This is a genomic window from Mixta hanseatica (assembly GCF_023517775.1).
Classification (GTDB): domain Bacteria; phylum Pseudomonadota; class Gammaproteobacteria; order Enterobacterales; family Enterobacteriaceae; genus Mixta; species Mixta hanseatica.
This window is the reverse complement of sequence record NZ_CP082904.1, coordinates 2,404,148-2,422,221: the sequence shown is the minus strand read 5'-3', so window position 1 is coordinate 2,422,221 and position 18,074 is coordinate 2,404,148. Positions and strand designations below refer to the sequence as shown.

Here is an 18,074-nt window from a genome sequence, read left to right as displayed (position 1 = left end):
ACCTATCAGCCCGATAAAAATAATATTATCAATTTTACTGCGCCGCTGTAGCGGAACCTGCAGCAGGGTTTTGCCGTGGCGCCGCGGCATAATCCACTGATCATAAATGGCGTACAGCAGCAGCAAAGCAATAAACAGTACCAGAACGACGTCGGTTAACGGCATGGCGCCTCCTCAGATAAACCCGGGCCAGGCGGGATAAAAAAACGGCCAATCGTAGCGAGCGACTGGCCGTTTAACGCAATGATTACAGGCCCAGCAGGCCGATCCAGTAACCGAAAATACCGATAACAAAGAAGCCGATGATGATCCACAGCGCGTTTACTTTGCGACGCAGCAGCCACATACAGGCAAAGGTAAGCAACAGCGGCACCAGCCCCGGCATCAGCTGATCGAGGATCGACTGTACCGTGGTCACGGTGGTTTTACCGGTTTGGTCAGTAATACGCGACACCACCAGCGGGATGTTCACGTGCGTCCACTTGTTAACCAGCGCCCCCATGACAAACAGGCCAAGAATCGACGCGCCCTCCGTCAGTTTCTGCAGGAAGCCGCCGCCCATATCGTTAACGATATCCACCCCTTTTTTGTAGCCGTAGGCGACGCCGTAATAGCGAAACAGCAGGCGCACCGCGTTAAACAGCACAAAAAACAGCACCGGACCAAGCAGGCTGCCGCTCATGGCGATACCGGCGCCCAGCGCGGCGAAAACCGGACGCATGGTGCCCCAGAATATCGGATCGCCCACCCCCGCCAGCGGCCCCATCAGGCCCACTTTAATGCCGTTGATCGCCGCATCGTCAATAGGCGCGCCGTTGGCCCGCTGCTCTTCCATTGCCAGCGTTACGCCGAGGATGGGCGCAGCCGGGTAGGGGTGAGTATTAAAAAACTCCAGATGACGCTTAATGGCCTGACGGCGCTCCTCATTGTTTTCCGGGTAAAGCCGACGGATAGCCGGCACCATAGAGAAGCAGAAGCCCAGCGCCTGCATACGTTCAAAGTTCCACGAGCCCTGAAACAGATTGGAGCGCAGGAAGACGCTGCGTACATCGCCGCGCGTTAGTTTTTTTGCCGTTGCTGCAGTTGTATCTACCATTTTCACACCCCTTAATCTAATTCGTTATCCAGGTCGTTTTGGGCAGGGCCTGCAGCAGGCGCAGCGCCACCCGCGGCGCGGTTATATTTAGGACTGAGCTGAATATAGAGCGCGGCCATCACCACACCGATCACGCCCAGCGCAACCAGGTTGAAATCGGTAAAGGCGGCGGTCACAAAGCCCAGGTAGAAGAAGGGCATCAGATAGCCGGCGCGCATCATATTGATTACCATCGCGTAACCCACCACGACAATCATGCCGCCTGCAATATTCAGACCGCTGGTGACCACTTCCGGAATGGAGTTCAGCATGGTCTGGACCGCGTCGGTGCCGACGGAGACGGCAACAATCACGGCGGGAATAGCGATACGCATCGCCTGTAAAATCAGCGCGGTCACGTGGATCCACGAAATTGCCGTGAGATTGCCTTTATCCGCCGCTTTATCCGCCGCGTGCTGGAAGGCCACGGTAATAGTACGCACGATAATGGTTAGCACCTGACCCGCCGCCGCCAGCGGGATCGCCAGCGCAATACCGGCGCCGATGCTTTGTCCGCCAGCAATGACCAGGATGGTGGAAATAATCGAGGCCAGCGCGGCGTCCGGTGCCACGGCCGCGCCGATATTCATCCAGCCCAACGCGATCATCTCCAGCGTACCGCCGATAATGATGCCGGTTTTCATATCGCCCAGCACGGCGCCGATCAAGGTACAGGCGACCAGCGGCCGGTGAAACTGGAACTCATCCAGAATTGATTCCACACCGGCAATACAGGCGACAATAAACACCAGCGCAATTTGTAGAGTGGTGACTTCCATTGCACTTCTCCTGTGACAGAGTAAGACTACGTGAAACCTGAGGTATCAGGCGTGTGGGATGGCGATCAGTGATTCACTTTGGCGATCAGGTCCATCATTTTCAGCCGGGGATCGTTGGACACTTTCCTGACCTCCAGTTCGATACCGCGCGCGTTTAACTTTTTAAACGCCTCAATATCTTTGTCATCCACGGAAACCGCGTTGTTGACCTGCGTTTTCCCCTGACGAAAGGCCATGCCGCCGATATTGACCGATTTGACCTCGACGCCTTGCTCAACTACCCGCACCACGTCGGTGGGATTGGTGAACAGCAGCATCACGCGATCGCGGGCATATTTCGGGTTATTCCAGACGCGTACCATTTTATCGACGTCCACAACGTGGGCGCTGACGCCTGGCGGGGCGACCTGAGTAAGCAGCGTTTTACGCACCTTATCGGCCGCTACTTCATCACTGACGACAATAATGCGCGATACGTTGGTCTCCTTAGTCCAACGCGTCGCCACCTGACCATGAATCAAACGGTCATCAATGCGCACCAGTCCAATTTTCATATGATCGTTTGGGCCCAGCGACTGCGGCGGCGCGGCTGAAGGCGTAGCAGTCGCCGACGCCGGGGCGGAAACCGGCTCCGGCGCCTTGGCTTTCAGCGCTTTTACGCCTTCACGGCCGGTTTCCACCGCGATGGCCACCAGCTCGTCAAAGGCCGGATCGTCATCGCGCGCCATCAGCGTTTCCACCAGCATCGGAATGTTGACGCCGGCAATCACCTCATACTGCTCTTTATCTACCACGATACGGCTGGCCGCGTTGAACGGGCTGCCTCCCCAGGTGTCGACCAGAAAAAGCACGCCTTTGCTGGTATCCAGATCGGCGAGACGCGCATGATATTTTTCTATCAGGGTTTCAGCATTTTCGCCGGGCACGAAATCGATCCAGCCGACGTTTTGCTGCTCGCCTAATAGCATTTCGGCGGTTTTGAGCAGCTGCTCCGCCGCCCAACCGTGTGTGCCGATTACAATAGCAATAGTCACTTGCTACCTCCGTTTTCATTATTGAGCGATTCAGTGCTACACCGTTTCGCCAACGCTGTTATCCTGGCTATGCGGGTTTCAACGGTAATGAACATGCAGGCCTTGCCGTCAGCGGAGCGCTTCTTTTTATATAACTGACAACCTAAAGATAACGTCGCGATTTATTTTAGTGAGTGAAAAAATAAATTATGTGACCCGCCTCAGTTATTTACAGGCTTATCGTTTCGATGCGAATAATTGAGATCCTGTGTCAATCAAAGGTAAATTTTTGTTAACTGTAAGAAATTATTTTGACGGGCATGTGTCAGCTGCTAATATCACTTCCTCTTTTTCTATACAGGAGTAACGGGCCTCAGCCCTCCCTATGGACTGTCACCGACGTCTTTTATCCATGCCTCCGGGTCATCCGGCTTCTTTCTTAACGCCTTTCGGCGTCATCCTCGGTTCTGCTTCTTTTTTCTGCCGCGCTACGGTTGTTGAACCCGGCGTTCGGTTTTCCTGCTGCTTTATTCGGAGTCTGTAATGGAATTTCTTTTAGACCCTTCGATTTGGGCCGGTCTGCTGACGCTTATTGTTCTGGAGATCGTGCTGGGGATCGATAACCTGGTATTTATCGCTATCTTGGCCGATAAGCTGCCGCCGAAGCAGCGTGACAAAGCGCGTCTGATCGGCCTGTCACTGGCGCTGCTGATGCGTCTGGGCCTGTTGTCGCTGATCTCGTGGATGGTGACCCTGACCCGACCGCTGTTTAGCGTCTGGCAGTTCAGCTTTGCCGGGCGCGACCTGATCCTGCTGGCGGGCGGTCTCTTTTTGCTGTTTAAGGCAACGATGGAGCTGCATGAGCGGCTGGAAAATCATCCGCAGGACAGCAACGGCAATAAAAGCTACGCCAGCTTCTGGGCGGTGGTGATTCAGATCGTAGTGCTGGATGCCGTCTTCTCGCTGGATGCGGTGATTACCGCCGTGGGGATGGTGAACCATCTGCCGGTAATGATGACCGCGGTGGTTATCGCGATGGGCATTATGCTGCTGGCGTCGAAACCGCTAACGAACTTTGTCAATGCGCACCCGACCGTGGTGGTGCTGTGTCTGAGCTTCTTGCTGATGATCGGCCTGAGTCTGGTGGCGGAAGGCTTTGGCTTCCATATACCTAAAGGCTATCTGTATGCGGCGATTGGCTTCTCCATTCTGATTGAGCTGTTCAATCAGATCGCGCGGCGTAACTTTATCCGTCATCAGTCGCATCGTCCGATGCGTGAGCGTACCGCTGAAGCGATTTTACGCCTGATGGGCGGCCGCCGTGGCGGAGCGACCAACGTAGAAGCGGGGCAGGCCTCGGCAGAAAACCCGATGCTGCCGCAGGAAACCTTTAAGGATGAAGAGCGCTATATGATCAACGGCGTGTTGACGCTGGCATCGCGTTCTATTCGCAGCATTATGACGCCGCGCGGTGAAATCTCCTGGGTAGACGCCACCAAACCGCTGGATGAGATCCGTATGCAGCTGCTTGATACCCCGCATAGCCTGTTCCCGGTTTGCCGGGGCGAGCTGGATGAGGTCATAGGCATCGTGCGCGCCAAAGATCTGCTGGTGGCGCTGGAGCAGGGGATGAATATTCATACTTTCGCCGCCTCTTCACCGCCGCTGATCGTGCCGGAAACGCTGGACCCGATCAATTTGCTGGGCGTTCTGCGCCGGGCGAAAGGCAGCTTTGTGCTGGTGACCAATGAGTTTGGCGTGGTACAGGGGCTGGTAACGCCGCTGGACGTGCTGGAAGCCATTGCCGGTGAATTTCCGGATGAGGATGAAACGCCGGATATCGTAGTCGATGGCGATAGCTGGCTGGCAAAAGGCGGCACCGATCTGCATTCTCTGCAGCAACGGCTGGACTATTTCGATCTGGTTAAGCCGGGCGATGATTATGCCTCGCTCGCCGGTCTGCTGATTGCGCAGAAGGGGCAGCTGCCGCTGCCGGGCGAGACAATTGATATGCCGCCGCTGCACTTCGTGATTGTTGAAGCGACCGATTATCGTATCGATCTGGTACGTATTATCAAAGATCGCCCGCAGGATGAAGAAGAGAGCTAAGGCAGGGGCCGGGGCGCAGCGCCCCGGACATCACTTTGCCAGGCTGGCCTGATGCTGGGCCAGCCATGCCGGAAAGCTCTCCAATGGCATTGGGCGAGCATAGTAGTATCCCTGCAACGTATCCACGCCGCGCTGGCACAGATAGCTGGCCTGCTCGGCGGTTTCCACGCCTTCCGCCACCAGCCTGATATGCAGGCGCTGCGCCAGCGAAATCACCATATCCGTTACCGTAGCGTTAATCGCATCAGTGCCAATAGCAGCGGTAAAAATCTTATCCAATTTCAATATATCCGGGCTTAAGGTTTTCAGATAAGAGAGTGAGCTGTGCCCGGTGCCAAAATCATCAATGGCGACCCGAATGCCTGCCTGTTGCAGCTGCGCCACCACATTTTGATCCATCAGCGGCAGCGCATCGCGTTCCGTTAACTCCACCACCAGCCGCGGCAGCGGATTGGCGGGCCACCAGATTTTTTGCAAATCATCAATAATGGCCCGATTGTGGAAATGACTGGCGGCCACGTTAATCGCGATATGAAAACCGGCGTGCTGCGGCAACTGCGGCAAAGAGCGCACGGTTTCGCTAAGCACAAAACGGGTCAGAGGGGCGATCAGATGGTGCCGCTCGGCCAGCGGAATAAACAGGTCCGGCGGTACCCAGCCCTGGCGCGGGTTATTCCAGCGCAGCAGCAGCTCAATACCGTCGCAGTCGCCGGTGCGGCTATCGATTAGCGGCTGGCAGTAAACCATAAACTCATGCGCCGACAGGCCGTAGCTGATTTGCCAGGAGAAGCTCATGCGGTTAGCCGTTGCCAACCAGACACTATAGCCGGTCAGCAGGCTTAGCAACAGGGCGAGCGGCAGCTGAGAGGGCAACGTCAGCAAGGCCAAACGCGTTGGCGCGGGTCCGTACAGGGTAATGGTAAAGGGGTAGCGCAGCGAGGCTTTCTGATAGCTCACCTCGTCTTCGGCGGGCTGGGTATTTTCAATCAGCGGATTGCCATACTCCAGGCTTTTGCCGCCAACGTTAAACACCGCACGCTCTACCCATGGGAGCGTCGGCTCAAGCAGATAGCGGCTCATTAATTCGATATTGATAACCTGCAAAATACCGCTGTGATTATCCAACGCGCTGGCGGTCCAGAGCAGTAAAACCGGCGAACCCTTGATCAGATAATTATCCACGCCCAGCGACATGCGCTGATTATCTACCGCCAGTTCGGGATAAGTTTCACTGAAAATAAGCGAGCGATCGCCAAAGACGCTGGAGCAGTAGATACGGTCATTATTCACCAGCAGGATGGCGCGGACGATCTGCATGGCGGAGATCTTTTCATGCAGTAAAAAGCGGATATCGTTGCATTTAAGCCCAACCAGCCCGACGGTATTACTGGCCGCCACATCCAGCGGTGAAAAAAGGCGATCGAAACGCTGAATCGCATTGCTGGCAAACTGATGCGACTGACGTTCGATATGTTTTTTTTCTTCGAAAAAACGAACGGTTAAGGTAATGATAAGCACCAGTGCAGCGACTATTGACGCGATGAACAGCCGTTTACGACGAAATTGTCCAATAATCTGCTGGGATATTTGCATCCGTAGCCGCCCTTAACACCCAAATAAAATTCCGACAGTTTCATATCGGCAATTGCGCCATTAAGTTTAGCTGCGTTGGAGAAAAAGAGGCGCTGACAGGCGTCGGGCAAAGGCGTCAGACCGCCACGGGAGAAGCCCAGCCACCAATCCCAAAGCGAAGGAAGCCCAGACAACCCATCTTAAAGCGAGGGAAGCTCAAACACAAAACTCAAAGCGGGTGAAGCCCTGGCAGAAGAGTAAAGCGTCCCGCGGCCCTGGAAGGCGCGGGTCGAGCTGTCAGGGATGACGTTTTTGCGTCTTTACGAGCGGCCAGGGCTTCACCCGCAGGCACCTTAGACGGGCCAGGGCTTCACCCGCAGGCACCTTAGATGGGCGAAGGCTTCACCTGCAGGCGCGTTTTTAGCGCGATTAATCGCACTGCACCTTAATCGCCAGACCGCCGCGCGAGGTTTCGCGATATTTAGCGTTCATATCTTTGCCTGTCTCATACATCGTCTCGATCACTTTATCCAGCGATACGCGCGGTTCACTGGTACGACGCAGCGCCATACGCGCCGAGTTAATCGCTTTTACCGAGGCGATAGCGTTACGCTCAATGCAGGGAACCTGCACCTGACCGGCAACCGGATCGCAGGTCAGACCCAGGTTATGCTCCATACCGATCTCCGCGGCAACGCATACCTGCTCCGGGCTGGCGCCCAGCAGCTCTGCCAAACCGGCCGCTGCCATCGAACAGGCTACGCCCACTTCGCCCTGACAGCCCACTTCCGCGCCAGAGATCGAGGCGTTCATCTTATACAGCACGCCAACGGCGCCCGAGGCCAGAAAATAGCGGATAAAAATATCGGGACTAACCGATTCGATAAAGTGATCGTAATAGGCCAGCACGGCGGGCACGATGCCGCAGGCGCCGTTAGTCGGCGCGGTAACCACGCGTCCGCCGGCGGCGTTCTCTTCATTAACCGCCAGTGCGAACATATTCACCCAGTCGATCACCACCATCGGATCGTTAGAATGCTTGCCGGAAGAGACCAGCATCCGGCGCAGCGCGGCGGCACGTCGCGGTACTCGTAACGGGCCAGGCAACACGCCTTCGGTATTCAGCCCGCGATCGATACAGTCGCGCATAGTCTGCCAGACGGCGGCAAAATAGCTCTCAATCTCCTGACGGCTGTGCAGTGCCAGCTCGTTTTTCATCACCAGGCCGGAAACAGAAAGGCCGGTTTCACGACAGTGCGCCAACAGCTCTTTTGCCGAATTAAATGGATAAGGCACCGAAACCTCATCCAGCACCGGCTCGCCAAAGTGCTCATCATCAACGATAAAACCGCCGCCGATAGAATAATAGGTTTTGCTGTAGATACAGGTTTCGCCCGCGAATGCATGGATACGCATAGCATTCTCATGACGAGAAAGGTTTTCACTGCGGAAATTCATGCCGCCTTCGCGAGGAAAATCCACCTCATGCTGACCGTTGGCCAGCAGCAGGCGCTCGCGCTGTTCAACATCACGGATAAAAGCGGGAATGGCATCAATATCTACGCTTTCAGGCGAAGCGCCGGAAAGGCCCATAATAATGGCGATATCGGTATGGTGGCCTTTGCCGGTGAGCGAGAGCGAGCCGTATACCTCCACGGCGATGCGCGTAACGTCCAACAGCCGGTTATCGCGGCTCAAATCATCGACAAATTGTTTGCCGGCTTTCATCGGACCCAGCGTATGGGAACTGGACGGGCCAATGCCGATCTTAAACATGTCGAAAACGCTAATCACGCTACACGCTCCTTAATTATTAATTTTGCAGCAAACAATACTCTGCATATATACCCGTCATACTTCAGATTGCAGGCGCCTGAACTCAGTGTGCGGTTCATGGGGTCGCTAACTGCCTGTAACGCGAAATATTCAGCGTATAGTAATGATCCTGGTGGTTGAAAATTCATCTTTTCGCATGAAATAAATTCATTAATTTGGCTAAAAAATCTTATTCGGCACAGGCGCCATAAGCACCCGCCGCGCAGGCCTGTTTCCTGAACCAATATCATGCGCAACGCCTCAGAAACTTCCTGGTGAGAGCGCGCTAAATATAACGAGTTTTTAGTAGGAAGGAAGTGATTCGGATCGCTTACTGAGGAAAATTTAGTGAAAAATCACGGAAAGAATACTTTTTACCCAATATTTATTTGATTAATCGGTTAACAATTCCGGCATAACCTGCAGGCTAAGCTGGCGGATAATGCCCGCCGTCATACCCCAGACGAAATAGTCCTGATACCAGGAAAGCCAGACCTGATGAGCAACGCCTTCACGATGAATATCCAACGGCGTATAGCGCGAAAGGCGCAAGGCCTCCTGTAACGGCATCTCAAAAATAGCATCCACTTCGTCGGCGCTGGGCTGTAGCGGTAAATCGGGCGGAATAATTCCCACCACCGGCGTCACCTGAAAACCGCTACTGCTGCCGACCGTCGGCAGCGTACCGATAAGGCGCACATTCTGCGTCTGCAAGGCGATCTCCTCGCGCGCCTCGCGTAAGGCAGTAAACGTCAGCGAAGGATCGCTGGCATCGCGCATGCCGCCGGGAAACGCCACCTGACCCGCATGCTTACGTAGCCAGGGCGCGCGTCGCGTGAGCAGCAGCCCCGGCTCTTCGCGCGCAACAATCGGCACCAGCACCGCCGCCTGACGGCGGGCGGGCGCCAGCTCCGGCGACGGCGGGGGAGACTGAAGCTGAAAGCGCGTCAGAAAACTATTAAGCGTCAGCGGTGCAGTCATCGGGTGCGCTATCCTCCAGCAAAGGTAAAATACGGCCCAGCTTATGCAGCGTTTCCTGGTACTCCAGTTCAGCTTCGCTGTCGGCAACGATCCCGCCGCCTGCCGCACAGTAAAGTTGACCGCGTTCCGCAATCAAGGTGCGAATGGTAATGCTGCTGTCCATGCCGCCGCAGCAGCTTAAATAGCCGATACTGCCGCACCAGGCGTTACGGCGCTGCGGCTCCAGCGCTTCAATGATCTCCATCGCCCGCACCTTGGGCGCGCCGGTAATCGATCCGCCCGGGAAACAGGCGCGCAGCAGATCGCCGGCGCTCAGCTCCGGCTTCAGACGAGCATGAATGGTACTGACCAGATGATGAACGGCAGGAAAAGGCTCAACTACAAACAGCTCCGGCACCCGCACGCTGCCCGGCACCGCGACGCGGCCAATATCATTGCGCAGCAGATCGACAATCATTAAGTTTTCGGCGCGATCTTTTTCCGACTGCGCCAGTTTTTGCGCCTGCAGCCGATCGGCCTGTTCATCCGCCAGACGCGGCAGCGTGCCCTTAATCGGCCGGGTTTCAATCACATCATGCTTTAGCGAAAGAAAACGCTCTGGCGACAGGCTCAGAATCACGCTCTCCGGCAAACGTAAAAAAGCGCTGAACGGGGCGCGGTTACTCTCATTCAGCCGCCGGAACGCCTGCCATTCATCGCCTTCGTAGCCCGCCTGAAAACGCTGCGCCAGATTAACCTGATAGCAATCGCCAGCCTGCAGCCAGGCCTGAATACGATCGAAGCGTGCGCGGTAGCTCTCCGGCGTCATATTGGATTGCCAGCGGCGCGTCAGGCGAAAAGGCGCGGTTTCGGGCGGCGTCGGCAGCGCCTCCAGCCAGCGTAGCCGCGCGCCGTCCGGCTGATGATCGACCAGCGTCAGCGTCTGTTGCTGATGATCGGCAATCAGCACCCAGTCATAAATGCCTGTCGCCATATCCGGTGTGGCGATATCCGCCACGGCCTGTTGCGGCAGGCGCTCAAACCGGCGGCCTAAATCGTAGCCAAACAGGCCAAGCGCGCCGCCCTGAAACGGTAGATCGTCTCGCGGCGCTACCTTAGAGAGCAGGCTGGCCTGTTCGGTCTCCAGTAAACGCAACGGATCTGCGGTAGATTCAGTGACACTGTCACCTTTAATGATGCGGGTGACGGCGCCATGTGTTTCCAGCGTCGCAACCGGATCGGCCACCATCATATCGAAGCGGCTATCGGGATGATCGGCAGTGCCGGAGCTGAGCAGCATCGCCCAGGGCAAATGTGCTACGCGACCAAAGAGTTCAGAAAGCGCATCAGGCGTATAGGGTAAAGCGTGGTAGACTACGGGCATCACTTTTAGCAGCATGGGTGGTAATCAAACGGCAAGCCTGGCATATTTTTCCGTTGCTGGCATCTGTTTGTTTATCGTAAACCAGCCAGATGGCTGACCCGCTTCGAACATACCGTTCAGGCAGGTTATGATCGTTCAACTATTAACAGGAGCCATTATGTCTACAGGTTTACCGGCGTTAAGCCATGAACAGCAACAACAGGCGGTGGAGCGTATTCATCAGCTGATGGCCGAAGGGATGAGCAGTGGAGAAGCGATTACCCGGGTGGCCCAGGAAATCCGCCAGACGCATACTGGCGGACATGTTGCGGCGCTCTTCGAAGAGGATGACGAAGACGAAGCCTGATCAGGCGGGGTTGAGCGCAGCGATAATTTTAATTTCTACTTTATATTTTGGGTTCATCAAACCGGCTTGAACAGTGCAGCGCACCGGGGCATTGCCTGGTGAAACCCAGGCATCCCACGCCCGGTTCATCGCGGCAAAATCCGCTTTATCAACCAGAAAAATCGTGGCGTCCAAGATGCGGCTTTTATCCGAACCGACACGCGTCAGCAGCTGGTCGATAACGGCCAGCGCATTTGCCGTTTGCGCTTCAGCGTCCTCATCCAGGTTTTCCGGCACGCTGGTGTAATAAACGGTATCGTTGTGTACTACGGCTTCTGACATACGATGTTCAGGATCGATACGGGTAACTGACATAGCTTATTCCTTATTCCATTTTTTCGCCGTTAGCCTGGCACAGTTACGCCTGCGCTGTCATTAAGATGATGGCCGGCGCGTTATCTCCTGCCGCTCAAACTATTTAAGGTATAATCAGGCCGTTTTAACACAACCAGTGAGGATATGTGGCAGACGATTTTGCAGCCGATGGCGCTTTAGCGCAGGCAATACCGGGTTTCCGCCCGCGTGAGGCGCAGCAGCTGATGGCCGTGGCGGTCACGCAGGCCATTGAACAACGTGGCGAGCTGGTGGTAGAGGCCGGGACCGGCACGGGAAAAACCTACGCCTACCTGGTGCCGGTATTACGTGCCGGCAAAAAAGCGATTATCTCCACCGGATCAAAAGCGTTACAGGATCAACTTTACAGCCGCGACCTGCCCAAAGTGACGAAAGCGCTGGCCTATAAAGGCAAAACGGCGCTACTAAAAGGGCGTTCCAACTATCTCTGCCTCGAACGTCTGGAGCAGCAGAGCATGACCGGCGGTGAGCTGACCGTACAAACGCTCAGCGATCTGGTCTGGCTGCGCCGCTGGGCCAGCGAAACTTCGGATGGCGATATCAGCAGCTGTAGCGGCGTAGCGGAAGACAGCACGATCTGGCCGCTAGTCACCAGCACCAATGATAACTGCCTCGGCAACGACTGCCCGCTGTATAAAGAGTGCTTTGTGGTAAAGGCGCGTCGCCGTGCGATGGATGCCGACGTGGTGGTGGTGAACCATCACCTGTTCCTGGCCGATATGGTGGTAAAAGAGAGTGGATTCGCTGAACTGATCCCCGAAGCGGACGTGATGATCTTCGATGAGGCGCATCAGGTGCCCGATATCGCCAGCCAATATTTTGGTCAGCAGCTTTCCAGCCGTCAGTTGCTGGATCTGGCGAAAGATATCACCATTGCCTATCGCACCGAAGTACGCGACGTCCAGCAGCTGCAAAAAGCAGCCGACCGGCTGGCGCAAAGCACGCAGGATTTTCGTCTGGCGCTGGGCGACCCTGGTTTTCGCGGCAACCTGCGCGAAATCCTTAACGACCGTGATGTTCAGCGTGCCCTGACATTGTTGGATGATGCGCTGGAGCTGTGCTATGACGTAGCGAAAATGTCGCTTGGGCGCTCGGCGCTGCTGGATGCCGCCTTCGAACGCGCGTCGCAGTATCGTAACCGACTAAAGCGGCTGAAGAATATCAGCGAGCCGGGCTTCAGCTACTGGTACGAATGCACCTCAAGACACTTTGTGCTGGCGTTGACGCCGCTTTCCGTTGCCGAACGCTTTCGCGAGGTGATTAGCGAACGGCCGGCAGCGTGGATTTTTACCTCCGCGACGCTGGCGGTCAATGAACAGATGACCCACTTTATGGATCGGCTTGGCGTACATCAGGCGCAGAGCATGATCCTGAACAGTCCGTTTGACTATGCGCGTCAGGCGCTGCTTTGCGTGCCGCGCGATCTGCCGTCGCCAAATCAGCCGGGCGGGGCGAAACAGCTGGCGCGCCGTTTGCTGCCGCTGATCGAGGCGAATAACGGCCGCTGCTTCTTTCTGTGTACCTCGCACCAGATGATGCGTGCGCTGGCGGAGGAGTTTCGCGCCAGCCTGACGCTACCGGTGCTGCTGCAGGGTGAAACCGGCAAAGCGCAGCTGCTAAAACAGTTTATCGAGGCGGGCAATGCGCTGCTGGTCGCCACCAGTAGCTTCTGGGAAGGGGTGGATGTGCCCGGTGATGCGCTGTCGCTGGTCATTATCGATAAGCTGCCGTTTACCTCGCCGGACGACCCGTTGCTTAAGGCGCGCATGGAAGATTGCCGGCTGCGCGGGGGCGATCCTTTCGATGAGGTGCAACTGCCCGATGCGGTCATTACCCTGAAGCAGGGCGTGGGCCGTTTAATCCGTGATGTGGATGACCGCGGCGTGCTGGTGATTTGCGATAATCGCCTGGTGATGCGGCCTTATGGCGCGGTATTCCTTAACAGCCTGCCGCCTACGCCGCGTACCCGCGATCTGCAGCAGGCGGTCAGCTTCCTGCATCGTCCCGATGAGAAGTAATTCCCCGGCGGCTGTGCTAAGATGCGCGCCGAAAAAAATTTCTCGCCTGAGGTTGTTATGTCCGCGCGAATTTTAGCTCTTGATACTGCTACTGAAGCCTGTTCGGTAGCGCTGTTGCTGGACGGTGTCGTTGACGCCCATTTTGAACTCTGCGCGCGCGAGCATACGCAGCGTATTCTGCCAATGGTAGAAGAGATGCTGACGCGCCATCAGCTGGCCTTATCGCAGCTGGATGCGCTGGCCTTCGGCCGTGGGCCGGGCAGTTTTACCGGTGTACGCATCGGCATCGGCATCGCCCAGGGGCTGGCGTTTGGCGCCGGCCTGCCGCTGCTTGGCGTTTCCACGCTGATGACCATGGCGGAAGCTGCCTGGCAGCGTCACGGCGCCCGTCGCGTGCTGGCGGCAATCGATGCGCGCATGGGAGAGGTCTACTGGGCGGAATATCAGCGTGCCGATGATGGCCAGTGGCAGGGTGAAGCAAGTGAAGCGGTGCTGAAGCCGGACGCGGCGCTGGCGCGCATGCAGCAGCTCTCCGGCGAGTGGATGACGGTCGGCACCGGCTGGGCGGCCTGGCCGCATCTGATAGCGGAAAGTCCGCTGACGCTGCAGGCCAGCGAGATCACGCTGCCCGCAGCAGAGGCGATGTTGCCGCTGGCGCAGCAGCTGTGGCAGCAGGGCGCGGCGTTGCCGCCAGAGCAGGCAGAGCCGGCCTATTTACGTAATGAAGTGGCCTGGAAAAAATTGCCGGGCCGCGAATAGAGTGGCGGCAACTTATTTATTACGCAATAGTCTAAACAGGCAGGTTTCTGGAGAAAGCTATGCGTAAATATCTTAATCATGCGGCAGCCTTGCTGGTAGCGACGCTACTGCTAACCGGCTGCGTAACCGTACCGGATTCCGTTAAGGGGCGTTCGCCCATGCCGCAGCAGGATCTGCTGCGCGTGATGAACGCGCCTCAGCTCTATGTCGGACAGGAAGCGCGATTCGGCGGCAAGGTAGTAAAAGTCACTAACCTTAACGGTCGTACGCGGCTGGAGATCGCCACTCAGCCGCTGGACGACACCGCGCGACCCCGACTGGGCGCGGCCTCGGTTGGCCGGATCTGGGCTGATATCAACGGCTTTGTCGATCCGGTTGACGTCAATAATCAAATGGTTACGGTGGTCGGCACCATCAAGGGCAGCGAAAAAGGCGAGATCGGCAAGGCCAGCTACAACTTTGTGGTGGTGGATGTCGCCGGCTATCAACGCTGGCGCGTACAGCAGCAGGTCGTGATGCCGATGCAGCCGATCGATCCCTGGATTTGGTATGGGCCGACACGGCATCATCCCGGTTACTGGGGGCCCGGCCCGTGGGGGAATTATTACAATCCCGGTCCGGTACAGGTGCAAACTATCCTGACAGAATAAAGGCAGCGGTAGACGTGATTAGCGGCCCGGTCGCAGGGGATGTGACCGGGCCATTTTATTGTTAAAAGTCATAGAATTTAGTGATGGGCTTCGCAGCCTGAAAGCCGGGTGTTAGGCATACTGGTACAATGAGTTAAAATATTGTTAATAAAGGCGGGCTGAGGCTGCGATGGCGAATAAATATGATTTCCGAGGTGAATCCTTGAATAAGGTCTGGCTGAACCGTTATCCCGCCGATGTCCCGGCTGAAATCAATGCCGATCGTTATACGTCGCTTATCGATCTGTTTGAACAGGCGGCTCAGCGTTATGTCGATCGTCCGGCATTTATTAATATGGGTCAGGCGATGAGCTTTCGTAAGCTGGAGCAGCGTAGTCGGGCCTTCGCCGCTTATCTGCAGCAGTCGCTGGGATTAAGCAAAGGCGACCGCGTGGCCGTCATGATGCCGAACCTGTTGCAGTATCCGATTGCGCTGTTCGGCATTCTGCGCGCCGGGATGGTGGTGGTAAATGTCAACCCGCTCTATACTCCGCGAGAGCTGGAGCATCAGCTGAATGACAGCGGCGCCAAAGCGATTGTGATTGTCTCTAACTTTGCGCATACGCTGGAAAAAGTGGTGGCTAAAACGTCGGTGAAGCACGTTATTCTGACGCGTCTCGGCGATCAGCTCTCACCCGCCAAAGCCACGTTGGTCAACTTCGTGGTGAAATATATAAAGCGGCTGGTGCCGAAATATAACCTGCCGGATGCGGTCTCTTTTCGCAGCGTACTGCTGCAGGGCGCTCAGCTCGACTATTTCCGCCCGGAAATCCAGAATGATGACCTGGCTTTCTTGCAGTATACCGGTGGCACCACCGGCATCGCCAAAGGGGCGATGCTCACCCACCGCAATATGCAGGCAAATCTCGAACAAACCAAAGCCACCTATGGCTCGCTGCTGCGCGATGGCAAAGAGCTGGTGGTAACGGCATTGCCGCTGTATCACATCTTTGCGCTAACGGTGAACTGCCTGCTGTTTATTGAGCTGGGTGGGCAAAACTTGCTGATTACCAACCCGCGCGATATTCCCGGCTTTGTCAAAGAGCTGGGCAAATATCCTTTTACCGCTATCACCGGGGTCAATACGCTGTTTAATGCATTGCTGAATGATAAAAATTTCCAGCAGCTGGATTTCTCCACGTTGCGCCTGTCGGCGGGCGGCGGGATGTCAGTGCAGAAGGCGGTGGCGGAGCGTTGGGAAAAGCTGACCGGCCATTATCTGCTGGAAGGCTATGGGCTGACCGAATGTTCGCCGCTGGTGTCGGTGAATCCCTACGATATTACCTGTCATAACGGCAGCATTGGCCTGCCGGTTCCCTCTACCGAAATTAAGCTGGTGGATGACAATGGCATGGAGGTTCGGCCAGGCGAGCCGGGCGAGCTCTGTATCAAAGGGCCGCAGGTGATGACGGGCTACTGGCAGCGTCCTGAGGCGACCAAGGAGGTGCTGAAAGAGGGCTGGCTCTACAGCGGCGATATCGTTACCGTTGATGAAGAAGGGTTCTTACGCATCGTCGATCGTAAAAAAGATATGATTCTGGTTTCCGGGTTCAATGTCTATCCCAACGAAATCGAAGACGTGGTGATGCAGCATCCCAAAGTACGCGAGGCGGCGGCGATTGGCGTGCCGAGCGATCTTTCTGGCGAGGCGGTTAAAATCTGTATCGTTAAAAAGGATGATTCGCTGACCAAAGATGAGCTAATTGCCCACTGCCGTCGTCATTTGACCGGCTATAAAGTGCCGAAAATCGTTGAGTTTCGTACCGAACTGCCTAAAACCAATGTGGGTAAAATCCTCCGCCGCGAGCTGCGAGATGAGATAAACAAAGCGCCTGCCGCCTGATCGTCGCGAGTATGTTAAGATAGAAAAGAAAACGCCGGGTAACCCGGCGTTTTTATTGTTATTTCATCAGCAACGCAAACGAACCGCTGGCAAGAGAGCACGGATTTGAATTACACCTATATCACCACCAATGAGGCGCTACAGACCTGCTGCGACGCTGCGCGCCAGCATCGCGCGATTGCGCTCGATACCGAATTTGTTCGCACCCGTACCTACTATCCGCAGCTCGGCCTGCTGCAAATTTACGATGGCGAGCAGATTACGCTGGTCGACCCGCTGACTATCACCCAGTGGCAACCACTAATCGAGCTGTTGAGCGACACCCGCATAACCAAATTCCTGCATGCCGGTAGTGAAGATCTGGAAGTGTTTCTGCACAGCTTTGGCGTGTTGCCCACGCCGCTGATTGATACGCAAATCCTCGCTGCCTTTAGCGGCCGTCCGCTGTCGATGGGCTTTGCGGCGATGGTAGAAAACTTTACCGGAGAAGTACTGGATAAAAGCGAATCGCGTACCGACTGGCTGGCGCGTCCGCTTTCTACGCGTCAATGCGATTATGCGGCCGCCGATGTGTTCTGGCTGCTGCCAATTGCCCATACGCTGATGGATGAAACCGCGGCGGCAGGGCAGCTGGAGGCGGCGCGCAGTGAATGTCTGCTGCTGTGTCAACGCCGTACGGAAACGCTGCAGCCGGAGGAGGCGTATCGGGAAATCAGCAATGCTTCGCTGCTGCGCCCGCGTCAGCTGGCGGCATTGCAACGTATGGCAGCCTGGCGCCTGAAACTGGCCCGTGAAAAGAATATGGCGGTTAATTTCGTGGTGCGCGAAGAGAACCTGTGGAAGGTAGCGCGCTATCTGCCGGGCACCCTGGGCGAGCTGGATCATTTAGGATTGAGCGGTCACGAAATCCGTTTCCATGGCAAAACGCTGCTGGATATGGTGAATGAAGCTAACGCGTTACCGGAAGAGAGCCTGCCGGAGATGCTGCTCAATATTAACGATCATCCGCACTATAAAAAGGCGTTTAAAGCGCTGAAGGCGGTCGTGCAGGAGGTAAGCGAGCGCAGCGGACTGAGTACTGAACTGCTGGCGTCACGCCGTCAAATCAATCAGCTGTTGAGCTGGCACTGGCAAATCAAACCGCGTGAGCGGCTGCCCGAACTGGTCAGCGGATGGCGTGGCGAACTGATGGAGCAGGAAATCAAACAGGTGTTAGCGGACTATCCGCAATAGCCTGCTTAAACGTTCCCCTGCGTAAG

15 protein-coding genes and 1 pseudogene are annotated in these 18,074 nt (G+C 56.0%); 7 read left to right on the top strand and 9 right to left on the bottom strand.

Annotated elements, in window-relative coordinates; translation table 11 throughout:
- Window positions 1–3 precede the first annotated feature (3 nt).
- The 4 genes and pseudogenes from K6958_RS11650 to manX form a co-directional block, all read right to left on the bottom strand.
- Window positions 4–165, bottom strand: a pseudogene (locus tag K6958_RS11650) (DUF986 family protein); the annotation flags it as partial.
- Window positions 166–247: 82 nt separating this feature from the next.
- Window positions 248–1,096, bottom strand: coding sequence for a PTS mannose transporter subunit IID (locus tag K6958_RS11645; RefSeq protein ID WP_249891266.1), 849 nt, complete (start codon window positions 1,094–1,096; stop codon window positions 248–250).
- Between the two features lie 11 nt (window positions 1,097–1,107).
- Complete coding sequence (locus K6958_RS11640) at window positions 1,108–1,914, bottom strand: PTS mannose/fructose/sorbose transporter subunit IIC (protein ID WP_249891265.1); 807 nt, start codon at window positions 1,912–1,914, stop codon at window positions 1,108–1,110.
- A 65-nt stretch (window positions 1,915–1,979) separates the two neighbouring features.
- Window positions 1,980–2,948: a PTS mannose transporter subunit IIAB gene (gene manX / locus K6958_RS11635; RefSeq protein ID WP_249891264.1), complete on the bottom strand. Its 969-nt coding sequence runs from the start codon at window positions 2,946–2,948 to the stop codon at window positions 1,980–1,982.
- A 522-nt stretch (window positions 2,949–3,470) separates the two neighbouring features.
- Between manX and K6958_RS11630 the strand changes: the two genes are divergently transcribed.
- Complete coding sequence (locus K6958_RS11630) at window positions 3,471–5,036, top strand: TerC family protein (protein WP_249891263.1); 1,566 nt, start codon at window positions 3,471–3,473, stop codon at window positions 5,034–5,036.
- A gap of 30 nt (window positions 5,037–5,066) precedes the next feature.
- Here K6958_RS11630 and K6958_RS11625 read toward each other — a convergent pair whose 3' ends face one another.
- The 4 genes from K6958_RS11625 to pabB all read right to left on the bottom strand — a co-directional run bounded on the left by K6958_RS11625 (window position 5,067) and on the right by pabB (window position 10,767).
- Complete coding sequence (locus tag K6958_RS11625) at window positions 5,067–6,629, bottom strand: EAL domain-containing protein (RefSeq protein ID WP_249891262.1); 1,563 nt, start codon at window positions 6,627–6,629, stop codon at window positions 5,067–5,069.
- 408 nt (window positions 6,630–7,037) lie between these two features.
- Window positions 7,038–8,402: an L-serine ammonia-lyase gene (locus K6958_RS11620; RefSeq protein WP_249891261.1), complete on the bottom strand. Its 1,365-nt coding sequence runs from the start codon at window positions 8,400–8,402 to the stop codon at window positions 7,038–7,040.
- 414 nt (window positions 8,403–8,816) lie between these two features.
- Window positions 8,817–9,404 (bottom strand): CoA pyrophosphatase, encoded by a 588-nt coding sequence (locus K6958_RS11615; protein WP_249891260.1) that lies wholly within the window; start codon window positions 9,402–9,404, stop codon window positions 8,817–8,819.
- Window positions 9,382–10,767, bottom strand: coding sequence for an aminodeoxychorismate synthase component 1 (gene pabB, locus K6958_RS11610; protein WP_249894669.1), 1,386 nt, complete (start codon window positions 10,765–10,767; stop codon window positions 9,382–9,384). Before pabB ends, K6958_RS11615 begins: the two co-directional genes overlap by 23 nt.
- Window positions 10,768–10,924: 157 nt before the next feature.
- Here pabB and K6958_RS11605 point away from each other — a divergent pair, with 157 nt between their 5' ends.
- Entirely contained in the window at window positions 10,925–11,113 is a 189-nt protein-coding gene (locus tag K6958_RS11605; RefSeq protein WP_249891259.1) for a YoaH family protein, read from the top strand.
- Here the strand turns inward: K6958_RS11605 and K6958_RS11600 are convergent, their stop codons facing one another.
- On the bottom strand, window positions 11,114–11,467 hold the full coding sequence (locus tag K6958_RS11600) for a RidA family protein (protein WP_249891258.1): 354 nt from the start codon (window positions 11,465–11,467) through the stop codon (window positions 11,114–11,116).
- A gap of 146 nt (window positions 11,468–11,613) precedes the next feature.
- Here K6958_RS11600 and yoaA point away from each other — a divergent pair, with 146 nt between their 5' ends.
- The 5 genes from yoaA to rnd all read left to right on the top strand — a co-directional run bounded on the left by yoaA (window position 11,614) and on the right by rnd (window position 18,048).
- Window positions 11,614–13,524: a DNA repair helicase YoaA gene (gene yoaA, locus K6958_RS11595; protein WP_249891257.1), complete on the top strand. Its 1,911-nt coding sequence runs from the start codon at window positions 11,614–11,616 to the stop codon at window positions 13,522–13,524.
- 57 nt (window positions 13,525–13,581) lie between these two features.
- A complete protein-coding gene (tsaB, locus tag K6958_RS11590; protein ID WP_249891256.1) occupies window positions 13,582–14,283 on the top strand; it encodes a tRNA (adenosine(37)-N6)-threonylcarbamoyltransferase complex dimerization subunit type 1 TsaB in 702 nt (233 codons plus the stop codon).
- Between the two features lie 59 nt (window positions 14,284–14,342).
- Window positions 14,343–14,933, top strand: coding sequence for a Slp/YeaY family lipoprotein (locus K6958_RS11585; RefSeq protein WP_249891255.1), 591 nt, complete (start codon window positions 14,343–14,345; stop codon window positions 14,931–14,933).
- 202 nt (window positions 14,934–15,135) lie between these two features.
- Window positions 15,136–16,815, top strand: coding sequence for a long-chain-fatty-acid--CoA ligase FadD (fadD, locus tag K6958_RS11580; RefSeq protein WP_249891254.1), 1,680 nt, complete (start codon window positions 15,136–15,138; stop codon window positions 16,813–16,815).
- A 105-nt stretch (window positions 16,816–16,920) separates the two neighbouring features.
- Window positions 16,921–18,048, top strand: coding sequence for a ribonuclease D (gene rnd / locus K6958_RS11575; protein WP_249891253.1), 1,128 nt, complete (start codon window positions 16,921–16,923; stop codon window positions 18,046–18,048).
- The last annotated feature ends 26 nt before the right edge of the window (window positions 18,049–18,074 follow it).